Below are 17,192 nucleotides of genomic sequence, written 5' to 3' on the forward strand. Positions count from 1 at the left end.
ATCGGACATTCAGATATCGGGTCGGCGACCGTTCCGTTACCGATCCATTATCTGATCGTCCGACCAAATATACCTGGTCAAACGACTTCGGTGCAGCAGAATGCCACTCCGGCGGGAGCGGTTGGCTACCACCGAGAGCAGCGCATCGGGTGGATGATTCGGTACTCCACAGACGCCTCCGGTACGCCACAGAGGCATTCGGCCGGCGCACGACCAGCCCGGCATTCGAGAGAGCGCACCATTCGAAACGGGCACGTGCGGTCGCCTCCCGGGCCTTCAGGCCCCGGAGCGAGCGGATCAGCCGCCCGCGAAGGGGGGCAGGACGTCTACGCGGGGCGTCAGGGCGGCCGTGCCGTCGCGGGTCAGTTCGTCGCCGATCAGGTAGGCGCAGACCGCAAGCATCGGGTCCAGTTTCGGGCCGTAGGCGGTGGTGAGGGTGGTGCGCAGGTCGGCGACGGTCGCACCGGCGGGCAGGTCGAGCAGCTCGCCCGGCTTGCCGATCACGTCGGCGATCGCCGCGAAGTAACGCACCTCAACCACCGATTGCTCCCATCGTTCGTTCGGGCGGTACGAAACCGGCGGCGTCGATGCCGTGCCCGGCGGACTTGTTCCACATGGCCCCGCGCCACAGCTCGGCGATCTCGGCGTCGCCCGCGTGTGCGCGCAAGGCCGCGCGCACATCGTATTCCTGATCGCTGAACAGGCAGGACCGCAGCCGGCCGTCGGCGGTGAGCCGGGTGCGATCGCAGTCGCCGCAGAAGCTGCGCGTCACCGAGGCGATGATGCCGACCGTCGCGGGACCGGAGTCGACCCGCCACTGTTCGGCGGGCGCGGACGGGTCATCGCGCCCGACCGGCGTGAGGGTGAACCGCTCCCCCAGCACCTCGAGCAGTTCGGCCGCGGTGATCATGTTCGCGCGCGCCCACTCGTGATCGGCGTCCAGCGGCATCTCTTCGATGAACCGCAGCTCGGCGCCCTCGGCGATGCACCACGCCAGCAGATCGGCTGCGCCGCTCAGGGTTTGGCGCATGAGCACCGCGTTCACCTTGACCGGCGAGAGCCCGGCGGCGCGGGCGGCGCGAATGCCGGCGAGCACCGAATCCAGCCGATCGCGGCGGGTCAGCCGGGCGAAGCCTTCGCGATCCACGGTGTCCAGGGAGATGTTGATCCGATCGAGCCCGGCCGCGACGAGCTTGCGGGCGCGATGCTCGAGGCCCACCCCGTTGGAGGTCATGGACAGCGGCGTGTCCGGCAGTTCGGCCCGGCAGCCCGCGATGATCTGCTCGAGATCACGGCGCATGAGCGGTTCGCCGCCGGTGAACCGCACCTCGTGGACCCCGAGTTCGCGCACCGCGAGCACCACCAGGCGCACCAGTTCGGCGGTGGAGAGCAACTCGTCCGCCGGAATCGCGGGCAGGCCCTCCTCCGGCATGCAGTACGTGCAGCGCAGGGAACACTTCTCGGTGATGGAAACCCGCAGATCGCGCGCGGTACGGCCGAAACGGTCGACGAGATACGGGGTATCCGGGCGGCCGTCGACACTGGGCTGCCCGGCTCGTATGGCAGGCATGCCCATCGCGACCACGGTCATTCGACCATTATGTCGCTACCGATACCGCCCGGCGCCGTTCGAGCGCCGGGGATTGGTCACAGTGTCGCGCGGAAAGGGCCCGAATCGGCCGCGTATAGGCTCAGCCGCATGAGTTCCCGGCACGCCACGGTCCCGGCCCGCTCCGTCGAAGACCATCGGCAACGCATCGTAAATTTGTTCGCACCGCTCGCCGACCGCGGCGGTGAGGCGGTTCCGATGGCCCGCGCGCTGGGCCGGCGACTCACGACCGACGTGTACTCCCCCCTGGATCTGCCGGTCTTCCGCAACTCGGCGATGGACGGCTACGCGGTGCGGGCGGATTCGATCGCGACCGTGCCCGTGACACTGCCGCTCGCGGGCGTGGTGGCGGCCGGAAACACCGGTGCGCCAACGTTGCCCGAGGGCGCGGCGCTGAAAGTCATGACCGGCGCGCCCATTCCGGTCGGCGCGGACTGTGTGGTGCCGGTCGAGCACACCGCCGGGACGGACGGCACGGTCACCATCGAGAAGAGCCGCTCCGCGGGGGATTTCATCCGCGAAGCCGGAACCGACGTGCGCACCGGGCAACTGCTGGTGGCGGCGGGCACGGTACTCAAGCCCCGGCACATCGCGGCGCTGGCGGCGGTCGGCCTGGTCGAGCTGCCGGTGTGGCGGCGGGTGCGCGCGGCGGTCATCACCACCGGCGACGAACTGGTGCAGGCCGGGCTGAGCCTGCTGCCCGGGCAGATCTACAACTCCAACGGCATCGCGCTGGCGGCCGCGCTCGCGGACAACGGGGTCGAGGTGGTGTCGGTCGCGCACGCCACCGACGATCCGCGCGAGTTCACCCGCCGGCTCGGCGAGGCCACCGCGACCGCCGATCTGGTGTTCACCTCCGGCGGGGTCTCCATGGGGGATTTCGAGGTGGTCAAGGACGTGCTCGCCCCGCTGGGCGGCGAATTCGGTTCCGTGGCAATCCAGCCCGGCGGGCCGCAGGGCCTGACCGTGGTGGACGGGGTGCCCGTGCTGAGCTTCCCGGGCAACCCGGTGAGCACCATGGTGTCGTTCGAGGTCTTCGCCCGGCCGCTGCTGCGCGCACTGGCCGGACTGCCCGAGATCGCCGGTGTCGCACTGCCGCTGCGGGATTCGGTGCGGTCCCCCGCCGGAAAACGGCAGTTCCTGCGTGGCCGGCGCACCGGCGACGGCGTGGAACTGGTGGCGGGCCCGGGATCCCACCTGATCGCGACCATGGCCCAGGCCGACGTACTGATCGAGATTCCGGGCGAGGTCACCGAGGTGCCCGCCGGAACACCCCTCACGACCTGGGAGCTGTGACCGTATGAGCGCCGATGAGCAGACCGTCGCGGAACTACGCGGGCTCGCCGAGGATTGGGCGGCCGCCATCGTCGCCAACGACGCGGAACTGATCTCGGTCTTCATGGCCGAGGAATGGGTGATCGTCTCGGAGACGGGCGTGTCCACCAAGGGCGAGTTCCTGGACGAGATCCTGTCCGGCCGGCTCACCCACTCGGCCATGGATCGGATCGGCGAGCCGCACATTCGCGTGTACGGCGACACCGCGATCGTCACCGCCCGCGTGACCAATACCGCGCACTACAACGGCAGGCGCTTCGACGCCGACGAATGGACCACCGACGTCTTCCGCCGCCGCGACGACTGCTGGTTCTGCGTCCACAGCCACATCACCCCGGTCCGCCCGGGCTGACGTCCCGCCCCGGCGACCTCGGGTTCCCGGTGTGGGACCTACGCGATGCGCCCCGGCGAGCATCCACCGCGACCGACTGTTCAGACACCGGTGCTGCGGACTTCGAGCCCGGTCCGAGGCTGCCGAGCGCCGGGGTGTCCGCACATCGCAACGAGCTCACCGGGTAGTCGCCCGGCATCGCGTCGTTTCCACCCGGCACCCGCCGACGGCAGTGCACTCACCATCTCGATCCGCCCGCGGTGAGGCCGAACACCGGGCCGCCCCGTGCGACCCCGGGCGCGGGACAGTGCCTACGCTTGCGGGTATGAGTGAGTTGTCGCATGTCGACCAGGAAGGTCGCGCGCGCATGGTCGATGTGAGCGCGAAGGCCGACACCGCCCGCATCGCGGTGGCGGCCGGCGAACTGCACACCACCGCGGCGGTGGTGGCCCTGGTCCGGGCGGACGACATGCCCAAGGCGGACGTGCTGACCACCGCGCGCCTGGCCGGGATCAACGGGGCCAAGAAGACCTCCGAGCTGATCCCGCTGTGCCATCAGCTGGCGCTGTCCTCGGTGAACGTGAGCTTCGGATTCACCGCGGACACCATCACCATCGAGGCCGTGGCCAAGACCAAGGGCCCGACCGGTGTGGAGATGGAGGCGCTCACCGCGGTCGCGGTCGCCGGGCTCACCCTGCACGACATGATCAAGGCCGTGGATCCGGCGGCGACCCTCAACGGGGTGCGGCTGCTCACCAAAGACGGTGGCAAGCGCGGACATTGGGAACGGTCGGCGGCGACGTCCGGCGAGCCGGGCAGCGACGTCGCGCCGCGGTCGGGCGAGGATACCCAGCCGCACGACGCCGGGGCGGATTCGGGCGGCACGGGCGACCCGGAAGCGCCTGCCGGGCAAGCGGACGAGCAGACTCGGCGGCACAGTGCCGCGTCCGGTGCGCATCCGGACCCGAAACATGCTGTGGCGCGGACCGATTCCGACACCGTGGCACAGAATGCTTCCAGCACCGCGACACAGGGCGAACCGGGTGGCTTCGGTGCACGGCGAGCGGCCGTGGTGCTGGTCGCTTCCACCGGTACCGCGGCCGGTACCCGCGTAGACACGACCGGGCCGGTGCTCGCCGAATGGCTGGGCGGACTGGGCTTCTCGGTGCGCGGTCCCCTGGTCTACGCCGACGCCGACATCGCCTTCGGACTGGCCGAGGCGCTGGCCGGCGAACCGGCGCTGGTGATCAGCACCGGCGGCACCGGAGCCTCCCCCACCGACGGCACCCCGGAAGCCACCCTGGCCGTGCTGAACCGCGAACTGCCGGGCGTGGCGGAGTCGATTCGGCAGCGCGGCACCGCGAAGTTCCCGCTCGCCGCGCTGAGCCGCGGCGTGGCGGGGCTGGCGGGACGCACCGTCGTGGTCAATCTGCCGGGTTCGCCGGGCGGGGTGAAGGACGGCATCGCGGTGCTCGAACCGCTGCTCGATCATCTGCTGGCCCAGGTGGCCGGAGGAGGCAACCATGAGTGAGACGCACGCGCTGCTCGCACGCATCAGCGATCAGCCGCTGAATCCGGACGAGGTGGAGAAGTCCGTGACCGGGCCGGAACACGGCGCGGTCGTGGTGTTCACCGGCAAGGTCCGCAATCACGATGGCGGGCAGGCGGTTTCGGCGCTGGAGTACTCCGCCCACCCCGACGCCGAGAAGTTCCTGGCCCGGGTCTGCGCCGAGGTGGCGGCCGAGTCGGGCCTGCCCGTGGCCGCGCTGCACCGGATCGGCGCGCTCACCATCGGCGATATCGCGATCGCCGTGGCGGTCGCGGCCCCGCATCGCCGCGAGGCGTTCACCGTCTGCGCCGACCTGGTGGATCGCATCAAACACGAAGTGCCCATCTGGAAACGGCAGCTGTTCGCCGACGGCATGTCCGAATGGGTCAACGCCTGCGGGTAGGTCGGCAGTCGGAAACGCACGCACTCCACGGCGGATGACAGCCGAGGCCGCGGGTTCCGGCGACGCCGAGGTGAGAGCTCACGGCGCTGGAACCCGCGGCCTCGTCCCCGATGAGGAGGCGGGGCTTCAGGCGGCGACCGGGTCCGGCGGCACCGGGTCGACCGGTTCCGGATCGGTTGCGCCGCGGGCCAATTCACCCAGTCGGGTGTGATTGAAGAGCAGGTTCAGACCGAACACCGTGACCGCCGCCAGGGTGATGCCGCTGTTGAGCAGAATCTCCAGCGAGCTCGGGAACCGGTCGAACATCCCCTTGGTCAGAACCGGTACCAGCCCGACGCCGATGGCGATCGCGACGATGCCGAGATTCACCCGGTCGGCGAGATCGGCCCTACGCAGTATGCCGATGCCGATGACGGCGATCGTCGCGAACAGCATCAACCCCACCCCGCCCACCACGGGTTTCGGCACCGCCGCCACCACCGCGCCGATGCGCGGGATCGCGCCGAGCAGAACCAGTATCGCGCCGCTGACCGCCGTCACGTAGCGGCTGTACACGCGGGTGCCGGCGACCGCGCCGACGTTCTGGTTGAAGACGGTGTCGATGAAGGAGTTGAACACGCCCGCCAGGACGGCCGAGAGTCCGTCGCCGACCAGGCCGCGCGCGATGTCCGCCTGCCGCAGGGGTTTTCCGGTTATCTCACCGATCGCGAGCATGCTCGCGGTGGATTCGGCGAAGACCACGGCCATCACGATGCTCATGGCCACGACGGCGGTCAGCGGGAACTCCGGGGCGCCGAAGTAGAACGGATGCGGGACGCCCAGCCACGACGCGTCCGATACGCCGCCGAGCTGGACCAGTCCCATCGGAATCGCGATCAGCACGCCGGCGATCAGCGCGATGAGCACGCCGAGCTGCGACCACACCCCGCGCCCGAGCGTGGTGCACACGAGCGCGATGAGCAGCACCGCCGCGGCCAGGGCGATGTTCGACGGCGCGGCGTAGGACGCCGACTTCGGGTCGCTGCCGACGATCAGGCCGCCCGCCACCCCGATGAGCGAAATCCCGACCACGGTGAGCACGGTGCCGCTGACCAGCGGCGTGAAGAACCGCACCACCTTCGCGAACGGCCAGGCCAGGGCCACTCCGAGGATGCCGCCGACGAGCATGGATCCGTACACCGCCGGGAGCCCGTATTCCTTGGCGATCAGGATCATCGGGCTCATCGCGACGAAGGTCGCGCCGGTGACGATCGGCAGCCGCGCACCCGCGAAGCGCCCGAGACCGAGGCTCTGCACCAGCGTGATGATGCCCGCGACCAGCAGGTCCGCGCTGATCAGCATGGCGATCGTCGATTTGTCCAAACCGACGGCGGCGCCGAACACCAGGGGGACCGTGACGCAGCCGGTGTACATGATCAGCACGTGCTGAATGCCGAAGACCAGCAGCCGATGCCAGGGCAACCGGGTATCGACGGGGTGGGGCGCGGTCATGGTGCCTCCTTGCGGCGCGTCGGTTCTGGTCAGGCTAGGCAGCGGCGACGGGAGGGCGGTTTGTCGAAATGCACTGATACCGGGCCCCGGCCGAGGCGGTGTTTTGTGTTCGGAACCAGCGTGTGCGGCGGCGGGGATGGGCCACAGTGGGGCAAGGTGATCATCGACCACGGGAGGCGACCATGTCCGAACTGTCCGGCAAGATCGTGCTCGGCCCGCACCAGTACGGCAAGGCCGAGAACCGGGTGGTGCGCATCTACCGCGACACCGCCCGGCATCGCATTCGCGACTTGAACGTATCGTCCTGCCTGCGTGGAGCTTTCGACGAGGCGCACACCGTGGGCGATCAGGGCGCGGTGCTGCCGACCGACTCGCAGAAGCAGACCATCTTCACCTACGCCAAGACGCACGGCGACGGCAGCGTCGAGGAGTACGGGCGGGCGCTGGCCCGGCATTTCGTGGACGACGTCGAGCCGGTGGAATCCGCGCGCATCGAGATCGAAGAGTTTGCGTGGCACCGGGTTCCGGTCGACGGTGCAGGCCACGACCACACCTGGACCCGGCTGGGCCCGGAGGTGCGCACCGCCGCGGTGACGGTGAGCGGTGCGGGAACCGCGCAGCGGGAGTGGGTGATCGGCGGTTTCAAGGACCTGGTGATCCTCAAGTCCACCGGTTCGGAGTTCACCGGCTTCCTGACCGACGAGTTCACCGTGCTGCAGCCCGCCGACGACCGCGTGCTCGCCACCTCCCTGACCGCCCGCTGGCGTTTCGCCGCCGACCCGGCCGACTGGGACGCCACCTACGCCGGCATCCGCTCGACGATGATCGCCACGTTCGCCACCCGCCACTCGAAAGCGCTGCAGCAGACCCTGTTCGACATGGGCAGCGCCGCCCTCGAGGCTCACCCCTGCCTGGCCGAGATCCGCCTGTCGGCCCCCAACAAACACCACTGGTCCTTCGACATCGCCCGCTTCGGCGTCGAGAACAACGGCGAGGTCTTCTACGCCGACGACCGCCCCTACGGCCTGATCCACGCGAGCGTCCTGCGCGCCGACGCCCCCGACCCGGGCACCGCCTGGGACCCGTACACCGGCCTGGCCTGACCCCGCCCCGACGAGCCCGCGGCCGACAGCACGGCCTGCCCGATGTCTCCCAGGCACGGGTGCCTGACCGCACGAACCGCTGTCCGACGGCCACCACCGGGCGATACGGCCCCCGAGGGGGAACTGGTTCGCGGGCGTGTACGCGGTCGGCGAGTTCGTGGCCCCCTCATCGGCGAGTTCCTCGATGCGCCCGATGGGGCGGCAATGCATGTGTGGTGCAAGAGTATTCGGCTGGCGGATCGGCGAATGCGGTGCGCAGGTGACTGGCCACCGCGCCTGCACCGGCCGCATGCTTCGCACTCGTGCAACCCGCCGAGTTACGGACCTCACCCCTCGGCGAGGGCTGCCCGGCCCGAGAGGGTCCGGACAGCCAGGTAGAGGTCGAGGCGGTCGTCGAGGCGGTTCGGGTCGCGGCCGGTCAGGTCCGCTACGCGGCCGATCCGGTAGCGAACCGTGTTGAGGTGCAGGTGCATTCGGGCGGCGGACTCGCGCCAGGAGCCTTCGCAGGCGAGGAAGACCTCGAGGGTGTCGAGCAGGCCGGCGTTGTTCTTGCGGTCGTAGTCGAGGACGGGGCCGAGCACGCGTTCGGCGAAGCGGCGGCGCAGGCCGCCGGGGACAGCGGTGAAAAGATCCGCGGCCGTGTCGAGGTCGGCCGCGCGGACGGCGATCGGGCGCTCGTCGTCGCGGACGGTGGCGGCGGCCGCCGCGGCGGCCACGGCCCCCGACATCGATTCTCCGGGCTGCCTCGCGCTGACACCGAGGGTCAAACGAATCCCGTTGAGCGCGGGGGTCAATCGCCCGAGGCGGCGGCGCAGGTCCCGGACGACCTCGTCCTGCGCTCCAGCGCACACACCCACGAGGCGGCCTTCAGCGTCGACGCTCGTCGTGATCCCGGGCAGGGCATCGTGCAGCGCGGCGCGGACGACGGAGACAACATCGGCGCGCCCGCGTGAGCTGACTCGGCCCGCCTCGACGGTGTGGCCCGGATCAGTGGGGTGCGCACGTCCCGACTCACCACCGGGCACGGTCCCCCCGCCACCGGGTGTGCGAATCGGAGCGCGGCCGAGCGAGATTCCCGCGCTGTCGGGCGCGCGACCCGGCGCATTCCTCGTATCACCATCGGAGAGGCCCGAGCCGGCCCCGAACGGGAACGGAGGGGCGGCGACATGGGCGCCGGGTAGCTGGACCTCGCAGACCAGCGCGACCGTCGGCGCGGCGGGTTGATCCGTGTGGGGGGCGGAGAAGCGGTCGGTCAGTTCCCAGTCCAGGTGCAGGCGGTCGGCGGCGCGGCGGCGATAGAGCTCGGCGACGGCGGCCAGATCCGCGGCCACGGGGGCCGGGTCGGGGGTCGAGGGGCGAATCACCAGGTACCAGGCGGTCATTCGGTCGCCCGTGCCGACCTGGAGTACTCGCATCGCCCCGGCGGCGACGGCGGGGAGGCGGGGCGCGCCGAGGGCGGTGGCGACCACGGGGTTGAGTTCGTCCTCCGTCAGGGGCGCGGTGCCGGCGACGACGCGGCCGGTGGCCGTGACGAGCCAGGCCGAGATCCGCTGGGCGGCGGCGACGTCCGCGAGGAGCTCACCGATGTCGCTGCCGCCCGCCACCGCGGCGAGCAGCCTGCGCTGCTGTTCGGCGTCCGATCGCACGCGCCCCCAGCGCGCCTCGGCGGCCTGCTCCGCCAGATGTTCGACGACCCGGCTGAAGGGCACGCTCTGCGGGGAAGCCAGCAGCGGCAGGCCGCGTCGCTCGCACGCGGCCACCACGTCCTCGGGCACGTGCCCGTGCAGCGCGCGGCCCGCGACCACACCGGCCACGCCCGCCGCGTCGAGCATCTCGATGTAGCGGTCCGAGTCACCCGGTGCGTGCCGCCACACCAGCCCGGTGCACACCAGCGCGCCCGGCGTCACAAAAGGCCGCGGATCGGGCATGTCGGTCGTGCACACGCGGGCGACCGACCGTTCGAGCGCGGCCTCGTCCCCGTGCAACAGCCGCATACGCAGCTGCGGCGCGTCGAGAATGTCCCGTACCCGCACGGCGCACCTCCGATTCGGTCGAATGTCCGCCACGGTAGGACGCCGGTATTTCCGGCCCGTTTCCGCCATGCTGCGGGCGGCGCACAGCCCCTCGGTAGGGTGGCCGGGTGAGTCGGCGCATCCCTGTCCTGATCGTGGCCGGATTCCTCGGCGCGGGAAAGACCACCCTGCTCAACCGCCTGCTGCGCAATCGCGACCTGCGAATAGGCGTGGTGGTCAATGACTTCGGCGCGGTGAACATCGACGCCATGCTGGTGGCGGGCCAGGTGGATGCCATGGTCTCGCTCGGCAACGGCTGCGTGTGCTGTGCGGTCGACGTCACCGAACTCGACGACCTGTTCACCAGGCTCTCGCATCCGAAGCAGAAGATCGACGTCATCGTGGTGGAGGCCAGCGGGCTGGCCGAACCACGCAACCTCATCCGCATGGTGATCAACAGCGAGAACCCGCGCATCCGCTACGGCGGGCTCGTCGAGGTCGTCGACGCCGAGCATTTCGCCGAGTCCCGCGCCCGCCACCCCGAACTCGCCACCCACCTGCGCATGGCCGACCTGGTGGTCCTCAACAAGTCCGATCGCGTCACCCCCGAGGCCCTGCACACGCTGCGCACCGAGATCACCGACCTGGTCGGCCAGGTGCCCGTCTACGCCACCACCCGCGGTCACCTCGACCCCGGCCTGCTCTTCGACATCCCCACCCGCGACGCGCGCGAGCCCCGCGTCGGCGAGCAACTCAGCTTCGACGAACTGATCTTCGCCGCCGACGACGACAGCGGTGACCACGACAGCGGCGGCCACGACCACGGACTCCCCCTCGACCCGGCCGCCTGCCACGACGCGGAATCCCATGGCGCCGAAGGCCACTCGTGCACCGGCGCCCACCCCGGCCACCGCCACCTGCACGACGACTACACCAGCGTCTCGTTCACCTCCACCGCCCCCCTGAATCCCCGCTCCCTCATCGCCTTCCTGGAAGACCCGCCCGCCGGCCTGTTCCGAGCGAAGGGCGTCCTGTCCTTCGCCGTCCCCGAGGACCCCCGAAAGTTCGTCCTGCACATGGTCGGCCGCCACATCACGATCACCCCGACCCCACGCCCCCGCCACGAACCCCCCACCACCGATCTGGTCCTGATCGGCACGACCCTGAACTCCGCCGACGCGACCTCGCGCCTGGAGTCCACCGTTCACACCGACCCCACCCCGCTGGACGAGAACGCCCTCCTCCCCCTGTGGCGGTACGCCCCCGCCGACTTGGAGTCAGCCGACAGCTGAGTCCCCAACCCGCAGGGCACATCTCACCGGACTCCTTGCTCCGACCGGTCGACATGGGAACAGTGTCAGTGCACCCGGACTCGAACCTCGCACGGCGACCGAGTTTTCCACGCCTCGGTAACTTGCCCGCCGGACCCATAGCGAAAGGCCCGGCTGCGACGGTTCAGTCGCGGCCGGGCCTTCGGGACATGTCTCAGGAGACCGGGAGCTCCGGAATCCGCGTCGCACGGGCGTACACCGTCTCACCGTCGGCCAGGTGCAGGGCCTCGGCGTCGCCGCGGGTCACCTGGGCGGTGAACAGGTCGCCGGTGGCCGCGTTGCGCAGCTCCACGCGGACCTCGAAGCCCAGGTGCACCACGCGCTCCACCGTCGCGCGGGTGACGCCCGCCGACTGCGCGGTGCCCTCGTGCGCGGCCAGGGCCATGCTGGGGTCGCGGCCGACGCGGATGTCGTGCGGGCGGACCAGGTGGCCGTTGAGCTTGGCCACCGCGCCGAGGAACGACATGACGAAATCGTTGGCCGGACGGTCGTACACGTCCTCGGGGGTGCCGACCTGTTCGATGCGGCCCTTGTTCATGACCGCGATCCGGTCGGCCACGTCCAGCGCCTCTTCCTGGTCGTGCGTGACCAGCACCGTGGTGACGTGCACTTCCTCGTGCAGGCGGCGCAGCCACTGCCGCAGATCCGCGCGCACCTTGGCGTCGAGCGCGCCGAACGGCTCGTCCAGCAGCAGCACCTGCGGGTCCACCGCGAGCGCGCGGGCCAGGGCCATGCGCTGACGCTGACCGCCCGACAGCTGCGCGGGGTACCGGTGCTGGAAGCCGTCCAGGCCGACGATCTCGAGCAGGTCGTCGACCTTCTTCTTGATCTCCGGCTTGGGCCGCTTGCGGATCTTGAGGCCGAAGGCCACGTTGTCGCGCACGGTCATGTGCTTGAACGCCGCGTAGTGCTGGAACACGAACCCGATGTCGCGCTTCTGCGGCGACACCCGGGTCACGTCCTTGCCCGCGATCACCACCACGCCGCTGTCCAGCGATTCCAGGCCGGCGATCGAGCGCAGCAGCGTCGACTTGCCCGAACCGGACGGGCCCAGCAGCGCGGTCAGCTCACCGGAGGGGATCTCCAGGCTGACGTCGTCGAGAGCGGCGAAGGAACCGTAGTTCTTGTTCGCGTTGGTCACGGTGATCATTTGGCAGTGCCCCGCTTGCGTTCGAGGAGTGTCATCAGGAGAAGGACAACGATGGCGATGGCCATGAGCAGGGTCGCCGCGCTATATGCGCCGAATGTGTTGTGGTCGTCGATGTAGCGGCCGTGCACCAGCAGCGTCAGGGTCTGCGACACACCGGGCAGACCGGTGGACACCATGATGACCGCGCCGAATTCACCGAGCGAACGCGCCACGGTGAGCACCACGCCGTAGGTCAGGCCCCAGCGGATGGCGGGCAGGGTGATGCGCCAGAAGGTCTGCCACCGCGACGCGCCCAGGGTGGCCGCGGCCTGTTCCTGATCGTCGCCGATCTCGTGCAGCACCGGCTCGACCTCGCGCACCACGAACGGCAGCGTGACGAAGATGGTGGCCAGCACCATGCCCGGCAGGCCGAAGATCACCTTGATGCCGTGGTTCTCGATACCGCCGAACCAGCCGTGCACACCCCACAGCAGGATCAGCGAGACACCGACCACGACCGGCGACACCGCGAACGGCAGATCGACCAGACCCTGAACCAGGTTGCGGCCGGGGAACTTTCCGCGCACCAGCGCGATGGCGGTGAGCACGCCGAAGATCACGTTCACCGGCACCACGATGGCCACGATGATCAGCGACAGCTGGAACGCCGACTGCGCGGCGGGGGTGGTGATCGAGTCGAAGAACGCGCCGATTCCACGTTCGAAGGTGCGCCACAGGATGATCACCAGCGGCAGCACCAGTAGTACGGCCAGGTAGCTCAGCGCGACCGTGCGCAGCGAGATACGGGCCCAGGGAGCGAGTTTCATCGCGCCTCCTGCTCCTTTCGCGCGGTGCGATCGGCGAAGACGCGCAGCACCAGCAGGGTCAGGAAGGAAATCGCCAGCAGCACAACCGAAACCGCCGCGGCGTTGACCGGCCGGTCGACCTCGATCTGCTGCTGGATGTACTGCGAGGTCATCTGGGTCGTGCCCGGGATGTTGCCGCCGATGAGCACCACCGAGCCGTATTCGCCGATGGCGCGGGCGAAGGCGAGCCCGGTGCCGCTGATGATGGCCGGGGCCAGCGTCGGCAGCAGCACGGTACGGAAGGTGGTCCAGTTGTCCGCGCCCAGCGACGCGGCCGCCTGTTCCACTTCCTTGTCGACCTCCATGAGCACCGGCTGCACCGAGCGCACCACGAAGGGCAGCGTCACGAAGGCCAGCGCCACGATGATGCCGGGCTGGGTGGCGTTGAGATGGACGCCGACCGGGCTCTGCGGCCCGTACAGCGACAGCAGCACGATGCTGGCCACGATGGTGGGCAGCGCGAACGGCAGGTCGATGAGCGCGTTGACGATCCCCTTGCCCGGGAACTCGTCGCGCACCAGCACCCAGGCGATGAGGGTGCCCATGAAGACGTTGATCAGCGCGACGATGATCGAGACGAAGATCGTCACCTTCAGCGAGTCGATCGCCCGGGGCGCGGTGACCGCGTCCCAGAAGCCGGACCAGCCGTCCTCGAAGGAATTGACGGTCAGCGCCGCCAGCGGCAGCAGCACCATGATGCTGAGCCAGAGCACCGCCGTGGCAATGCCGAGCGGACCGACCGAGCCGGTCACCCGAAGCCACGACCGCGGATCGCGGCCGCGTTTCGCGGGTTTCTTGGTTAGCGAAACGCCGGGACCGGAGACGGTCCCGGCGTTCGTGCTGCTGTCACTCACGGTATCGAGTATCGCTTGTGCTTCAGGTCACTCGACTACTTGGTCGCCTTGTCGTAGATGATGGCGACGCTGCCGGTGCCCTGCGCGAAGAGCTCCTTGTCCACGGTCTTCCAGCCGCCCAGGTCGGCGATGGTGTAGAGCTTGGCCGGGGCCGGGAAGTCCTTGGCGAACTCGGCGGCGACCTTCGGATCGACCGGGCGGAAGCCGGCCTCGGCCCAGGCGCGCTGGCCGGCCTCGGTGAACAGGAAGTCCTTGAACGCGGTGGCCTTGGCGGCGTTCTTGCCGTTCTTGATCACGGCGACCGGGTTCTCGATCTTGAAGGTGACCGGCGGGTTGATGTGCTCGATCGGGTCGCCCTTGCGCTCGGAGAAGATGGCCTCGTTCTCGTAGCTCAGCAGCACGTCACCGGTGCCCTGCAGGAAGGTCTCGGTGGCTTCGCGGCCCGACTTCGGCTGCACCTTCACGTGCTCCGGGGAGACCAGCTTGGACAGGTAGTCCAGACCGGCCTGCGGGTTCTTGCCGCCCTCGCTCTTGGCCGCGTACGGGGCCAGCAGGTTCCACTTGGCCGAGCCCGAGGAGAACGGGTTCGGGGTCACGACCTCGACTCCCGGCTTCAGCAGGTCGTCCCAGTCCTTGATGCCCTTGGGGTTGCCCTTGCGCACCACGATGGACACGACCGAGCCGAAGGGAATTCCCTTGTTGGCGTCGGCATTCCAGCTCGCGTCGACCAGACCGGCGTCCACCAGGCGGGTGATGTCGGGCTCGACGGAGAAGTTCACGAGGTCGGCCTCGGCGCCGTCCTTGACCTTGCGGGACTGATCGCCCGAGGCGCCGTAGGACTGCTGGACCTGCACGCCCTTGCCGGCGTCGGTCTTGTTGAAGGCCGGGACAACCTTGTCGTAGCCGGGCTTGGGAACCGCGTAGGCGTAGAGGTTGATGGTGCCGCCGCTGCCGTCGGCCACGCTCTCGTCGGTGGAGTCACTCGCGCCGCCGCTGCACGCGGTCAGGACGGTGGCGGCGACCGCGGTGAGGGCGACAGCGAGGGAACGGCGCGAGAGCCGCGAGCTGGGGGACATCTGGGTGGACCTTTCCGGGGGCCCGTCGCGCGAAAGATGCTCGACGGGAAGAAGATTCGTACTGCCGTAGACCCGTCCCCGGACAAAGGGACGGTGACGCGAAGACCCGGGAGGGTCCGCCGGGATTCGAACACAGGCCACGGAGGTGCGCGCGCCAGTCTACTGAAGAGATGTGCGGCGGTGTTCGGTCAGCGATCAACGACAGTGAATGTCCGCGACCACGAGGCAGCCCACAGCGATCAACGCCAATTCATGGCGGACCTGGGGAACAACACTCGATGACACGCGGCAGACTGTAGCAGAGCAACGCGACACGTCGCGACTCACTGTGAACCTGCACACGGGGGAAGATCATGACCAGTCCCGCACGACTCCGCCGGGAATTTCCCGGAATATCCACGCGCGCTTGGGAACACCCGGCCGACCGGACAGCGCTGGTGATGCTGCGCTCGCTGTCGGGCTTCGACCTGGTGCTGCGCACACTCTCCGGCCTGCTGGCCGAGCGACAGCACCGGCTGCTGTACCTGGCGACCGCGGTCCGGGTGGACGAACGCCAGTTCAAACAGGTGCATCACCTGCGCCAGGACGCCGTCCGCATCCTGGACGCGCGGACCACGCCGGAGATGTTCGTCCTGCAGGACCCGCACGCCAACGCCTTCACCATCGGCATGGACCGGCCGTTCATCGTGCTGACCACCGGCCTGCTGGATCTGCTCGATCCGGAGGAGCTGCGCTTCGTGGTCGGGCACGAGCTCGGGCACGCGCTGTCCGGGCACGCGGTGTACCGGACCATGCTGATGCACCTGATGCGGCTGGCTTCCAACGTCGGCTGGATGCCGGTGGGCGGCTGGGCATTACGGGCCATCGTGGCCGCGCTCATGGAGTGGAGCCGCAAATCCGAGCTGTCCGGCGATCGCGCCGGACTGCTCGTCGGGCAGGACGTGGAAGCCTCGGTGCGCGTGCACATGAAGCTGGCGGGCGGCTCCCGCGTGGACGAGATGAGCCACGCGGCGTTCCTGGCCCAGGCCGACGACTACGCGCGCTCCGGCGACCTGCGCGACGGCGTGCTGAAACTGCTGAATCTGGAACTGCAGACGCACCCGTTCTCGGTGCTGCGCGCGGCCGAGCTGCGCCGCTGGATCACCAGCGGGGACTACGACCGGATTCTGGACGGGCGCTACCCGCATCGCGACCAGGACAAGACCGCGAAGGTCAGCGATCAGGTGCGCGAGGCGGCGCGGTCGTACCGGGCGAACTTCGACCAGTCGGAGGATCCGCTGATCCGCACCGTGCGCAACCTGGGCCGCGACGCGGCGGCCACGGTCGGCACGGTGGGTCAGGAGGTCGGCGAAACCGTCACCAAGATCGGCAAACGGTTCAGCGAATGGCGGGACGGTCAGGTGAGTTGACCGACGGCGGGGGTGACTATTCGTCGCCCTCGACCACCGGCGGGGTCTCCAGGATGTCGAGAATCCACTCTTCGGTGGCGGTCTCGGCATCGTCCTCGTCGGGGCGGATGCGGTTGGCGAGCCGGACGCCCAGGCCCAGCAGCTGCGCCGCCTTGACCATTTCCAGCGCATCGTCGGGGCCGCACAGGTGGGTGGCGATCAGGCGCGGCTCGTCCTCGAAATCCTCTTCGGACAGCAGCAGCGTGTCGAGTTCCAAGCCTTCATCGGTTGACATGGTGCAGCAGCGTACGCGCAGCATTCGCCCGGCAGGGAGTGAAGTCCGATTCCCCCGATGAACGGCCGGCGAAATCAGCGCGCGAAGAACCAGGCGACGACCAGCAGGACGAGCAGCGCGATCAGGGCGAGCTGGACGCGTGAACGCGGCATCAGGCGGCTTCCTTCTTCAAACGACGCGGCGTGGCGGCGGGCGCCGCGGCCTCCTGAACAGCCACGCGATCCCGGCCCAGCGCATGCAGCGCAAAGCGCAGCACCCGGTCGAGAACGTAGGCGATGACGAAACAGACCGGCACCACCGTGACGAGCACCACGGCGAACTGGGGGACGAAGGGCAGACCGGCGACCCACAACTCGACGCCGTCCCACCATCCTGCGATCCGATGCACGACATCAGCCTAGGCCGACGAGTCGATGGTGG

General features: G+C 69.5%; 18 protein-coding genes. 7 read left to right on the plus strand and 11 right to left on the minus strand.

The features are described from left to right. Nucleotides 1-297: 297 nt before the first annotated feature. Both ACFVBH_RS10575 and moaA read right to left on the minus strand, forming a co-directional pair. Entirely contained in the window at nt 298-540 is a 243-nt protein-coding gene (locus tag ACFVBH_RS10575; RefSeq protein WP_354985059.1) for a MoaD/ThiS family protein, read from the minus strand. Beyond that, a complete protein-coding gene (gene moaA, locus ACFVBH_RS10580) occupies nt 533-1,591 on the minus strand; it encodes a GTP 3',8-cyclase MoaA (protein WP_379001165.1) in 1,059 nt (352 codons plus the stop codon). Before moaA ends, ACFVBH_RS10575 begins: the two co-directional genes overlap by 8 nt. 108 nt (nt 1,592-1,699) lie before the next feature. Between moaA and glp the strand changes: the two genes are divergently transcribed. The 4 genes from glp (at nt 1,700) to ACFVBH_RS10600 (ending at nt 5,227) form a co-directional block, all read left to right on the plus strand. Then, nucleotides 1,700-2,905 carry a gephyrin-like molybdotransferase Glp gene (glp, locus tag ACFVBH_RS10585; RefSeq protein WP_354985057.1) on the plus strand — a complete coding sequence of 402 codons (1,206 nt, stop codon included), beginning with the start codon at nt 1,700-1,702 and terminating at the stop codon, nt 2,903-2,905. A gap of 4 nt (nt 2,906-2,909) precedes the next feature. Beyond that, complete coding sequence (locus tag ACFVBH_RS10590) at nt 2,910-3,296, plus strand: nuclear transport factor 2 family protein (protein ID WP_379001166.1); 387 nt, start codon at nt 2,910-2,912, stop codon at nt 3,294-3,296. A 304-nt stretch (nt 3,297-3,600) separates the two neighbouring features. Continuing rightward, a complete protein-coding gene (moaCB, locus tag ACFVBH_RS10595) occupies nt 3,601-4,806 on the plus strand; it encodes a bifunctional molybdenum cofactor biosynthesis protein MoaC/MoaB (RefSeq protein WP_379001167.1) in 1,206 nt (401 codons plus the stop codon). Further along, complete coding sequence (locus tag ACFVBH_RS10600; protein ID WP_379001168.1) at nt 4,799-5,227, plus strand: molybdenum cofactor biosynthesis protein MoaE; 429 nt, start codon at nt 4,799-4,801, stop codon at nt 5,225-5,227. The genes moaCB and ACFVBH_RS10600 overlap by 8 nt, the downstream gene beginning before the upstream one ends. Nucleotides 5,228-5,353: 126 nt before the next feature. On the opposite strand, the gene ACFVBH_RS10605 is transcribed toward ACFVBH_RS10600, so the two are convergent. Next, the gene (locus tag ACFVBH_RS10605; protein WP_379001169.1) at nt 5,354-6,718 is read right to left on the minus strand and encodes a uracil-xanthine permease family protein; all 1,365 of its coding nucleotides are present in this window, start codon (nt 6,716-6,718) and stop codon (nt 5,354-5,356) included. A 182-nt stretch (nt 6,719-6,900) separates the two neighbouring features. Between ACFVBH_RS10605 and pucL the strand changes: the two genes are divergently transcribed. Beyond that, complete coding sequence (pucL, locus tag ACFVBH_RS10610; RefSeq protein ID WP_379001170.1) at nt 6,901-7,821, plus strand: factor-independent urate hydroxylase; 921 nt, start codon at nt 6,901-6,903, stop codon at nt 7,819-7,821. Between the two features lie 326 nt (nt 7,822-8,147). Here the strand turns inward: pucL and ACFVBH_RS10615 are convergent, their stop codons facing one another. After that, nucleotides 8,148-9,854 (minus strand): PucR family transcriptional regulator ligand-binding domain-containing protein, encoded by a 1,707-nt coding sequence (locus ACFVBH_RS10615; protein ID WP_379001171.1) that lies wholly within the window; start codon nt 9,852-9,854, stop codon nt 8,148-8,150. A 107-nt stretch (nt 9,855-9,961) separates the two neighbouring features. Here ACFVBH_RS10615 and ACFVBH_RS10620 point away from each other — a divergent pair, with 107 nt between their 5' ends. Then, the gene (locus tag ACFVBH_RS10620) at nt 9,962-11,125 is read left to right on the plus strand and encodes a CobW family GTP-binding protein (RefSeq protein ID WP_379001172.1); all 1,164 of its coding nucleotides are present in this window, start codon (nt 9,962-9,964) and stop codon (nt 11,123-11,125) included. A gap of 193 nt (nt 11,126-11,318) precedes the next feature. On the opposite strand, the gene ACFVBH_RS10625 is transcribed toward ACFVBH_RS10620, so the two are convergent. The 5 genes from ACFVBH_RS10625 to ACFVBH_RS10645 form a co-directional block, all read right to left on the minus strand. After that, nucleotides 11,319-12,314 (minus strand): sulfate ABC transporter ATP-binding protein, encoded by a 996-nt coding sequence (locus ACFVBH_RS10625; RefSeq protein ID WP_354985049.1) that lies wholly within the window; start codon nt 12,312-12,314, stop codon nt 11,319-11,321. After that, nucleotides 12,311-13,120 (minus strand): sulfate ABC transporter permease subunit CysW, encoded by an 810-nt coding sequence (cysW, locus tag ACFVBH_RS10630; protein ID WP_354985048.1) that lies wholly within the window; start codon nt 13,118-13,120, stop codon nt 12,311-12,313. Before cysW ends, ACFVBH_RS10625 begins: the two co-directional genes overlap by 4 nt. Beyond that, nucleotides 13,117-13,911: a sulfate ABC transporter permease subunit CysT gene (gene cysT / locus ACFVBH_RS10635; RefSeq protein WP_379001692.1), complete on the minus strand. Its 795-nt coding sequence runs from the start codon at nt 13,909-13,911 to the stop codon at nt 13,117-13,119. Before cysT ends, cysW begins: the two co-directional genes overlap by 4 nt. Nucleotides 13,912-14,048: 137 nt before the next feature. Continuing rightward, nucleotides 14,049-15,089: a sulfate ABC transporter substrate-binding protein gene (locus tag ACFVBH_RS10640; RefSeq protein ID WP_354985046.1), complete on the minus strand. Its 1,041-nt coding sequence runs from the start codon at nt 15,087-15,089 to the stop codon at nt 14,049-14,051. 195 nt (nt 15,090-15,284) lie between these two features. Next, nucleotides 15,285-15,374, minus strand: a complete 90-nt coding sequence (locus ACFVBH_RS10645) for an Ms4533A family Cys-rich leader peptide (RefSeq protein ID WP_324192512.1) — start codon at nt 15,372-15,374, stop codon at nt 15,285-15,287. 65 nt (nt 15,375-15,439) lie between these two features. On the opposite strand from ACFVBH_RS10645, the gene ACFVBH_RS10650 reads away from it, so the two are divergent. Next, complete coding sequence (locus ACFVBH_RS10650; RefSeq protein ID WP_354985166.1) at nt 15,440-16,498, plus strand: M48 family metallopeptidase; 1,059 nt, start codon at nt 15,440-15,442, stop codon at nt 16,496-16,498. Nucleotides 16,499-16,514: 16 nt separating this feature from the next. Here ACFVBH_RS10650 and ACFVBH_RS10655 read toward each other — a convergent pair whose 3' ends face one another. Continuing rightward, the gene (locus ACFVBH_RS10655; protein WP_379001173.1) at nt 16,515-16,772 is read right to left on the minus strand and encodes a hypothetical protein; all 258 of its coding nucleotides are present in this window, start codon (nt 16,770-16,772) and stop codon (nt 16,515-16,517) included. Between the two features lie 151 nt (nt 16,773-16,923). Beyond that, entirely contained in the window at nt 16,924-17,160 is a 237-nt protein-coding gene (locus tag ACFVBH_RS10660) for a hypothetical protein (RefSeq protein ID WP_354985044.1), read from the minus strand. Nucleotides 17,161-17,192: the final 32 nt, after the last annotated feature.

The sequence above is a fragment of the Nocardia sp. NPDC057668 genome (genome assembly GCF_042799795.1).
Lineage (GTDB): Bacteria > Actinomycetota > Actinomycetes > Mycobacteriales > Mycobacteriaceae > Nocardia.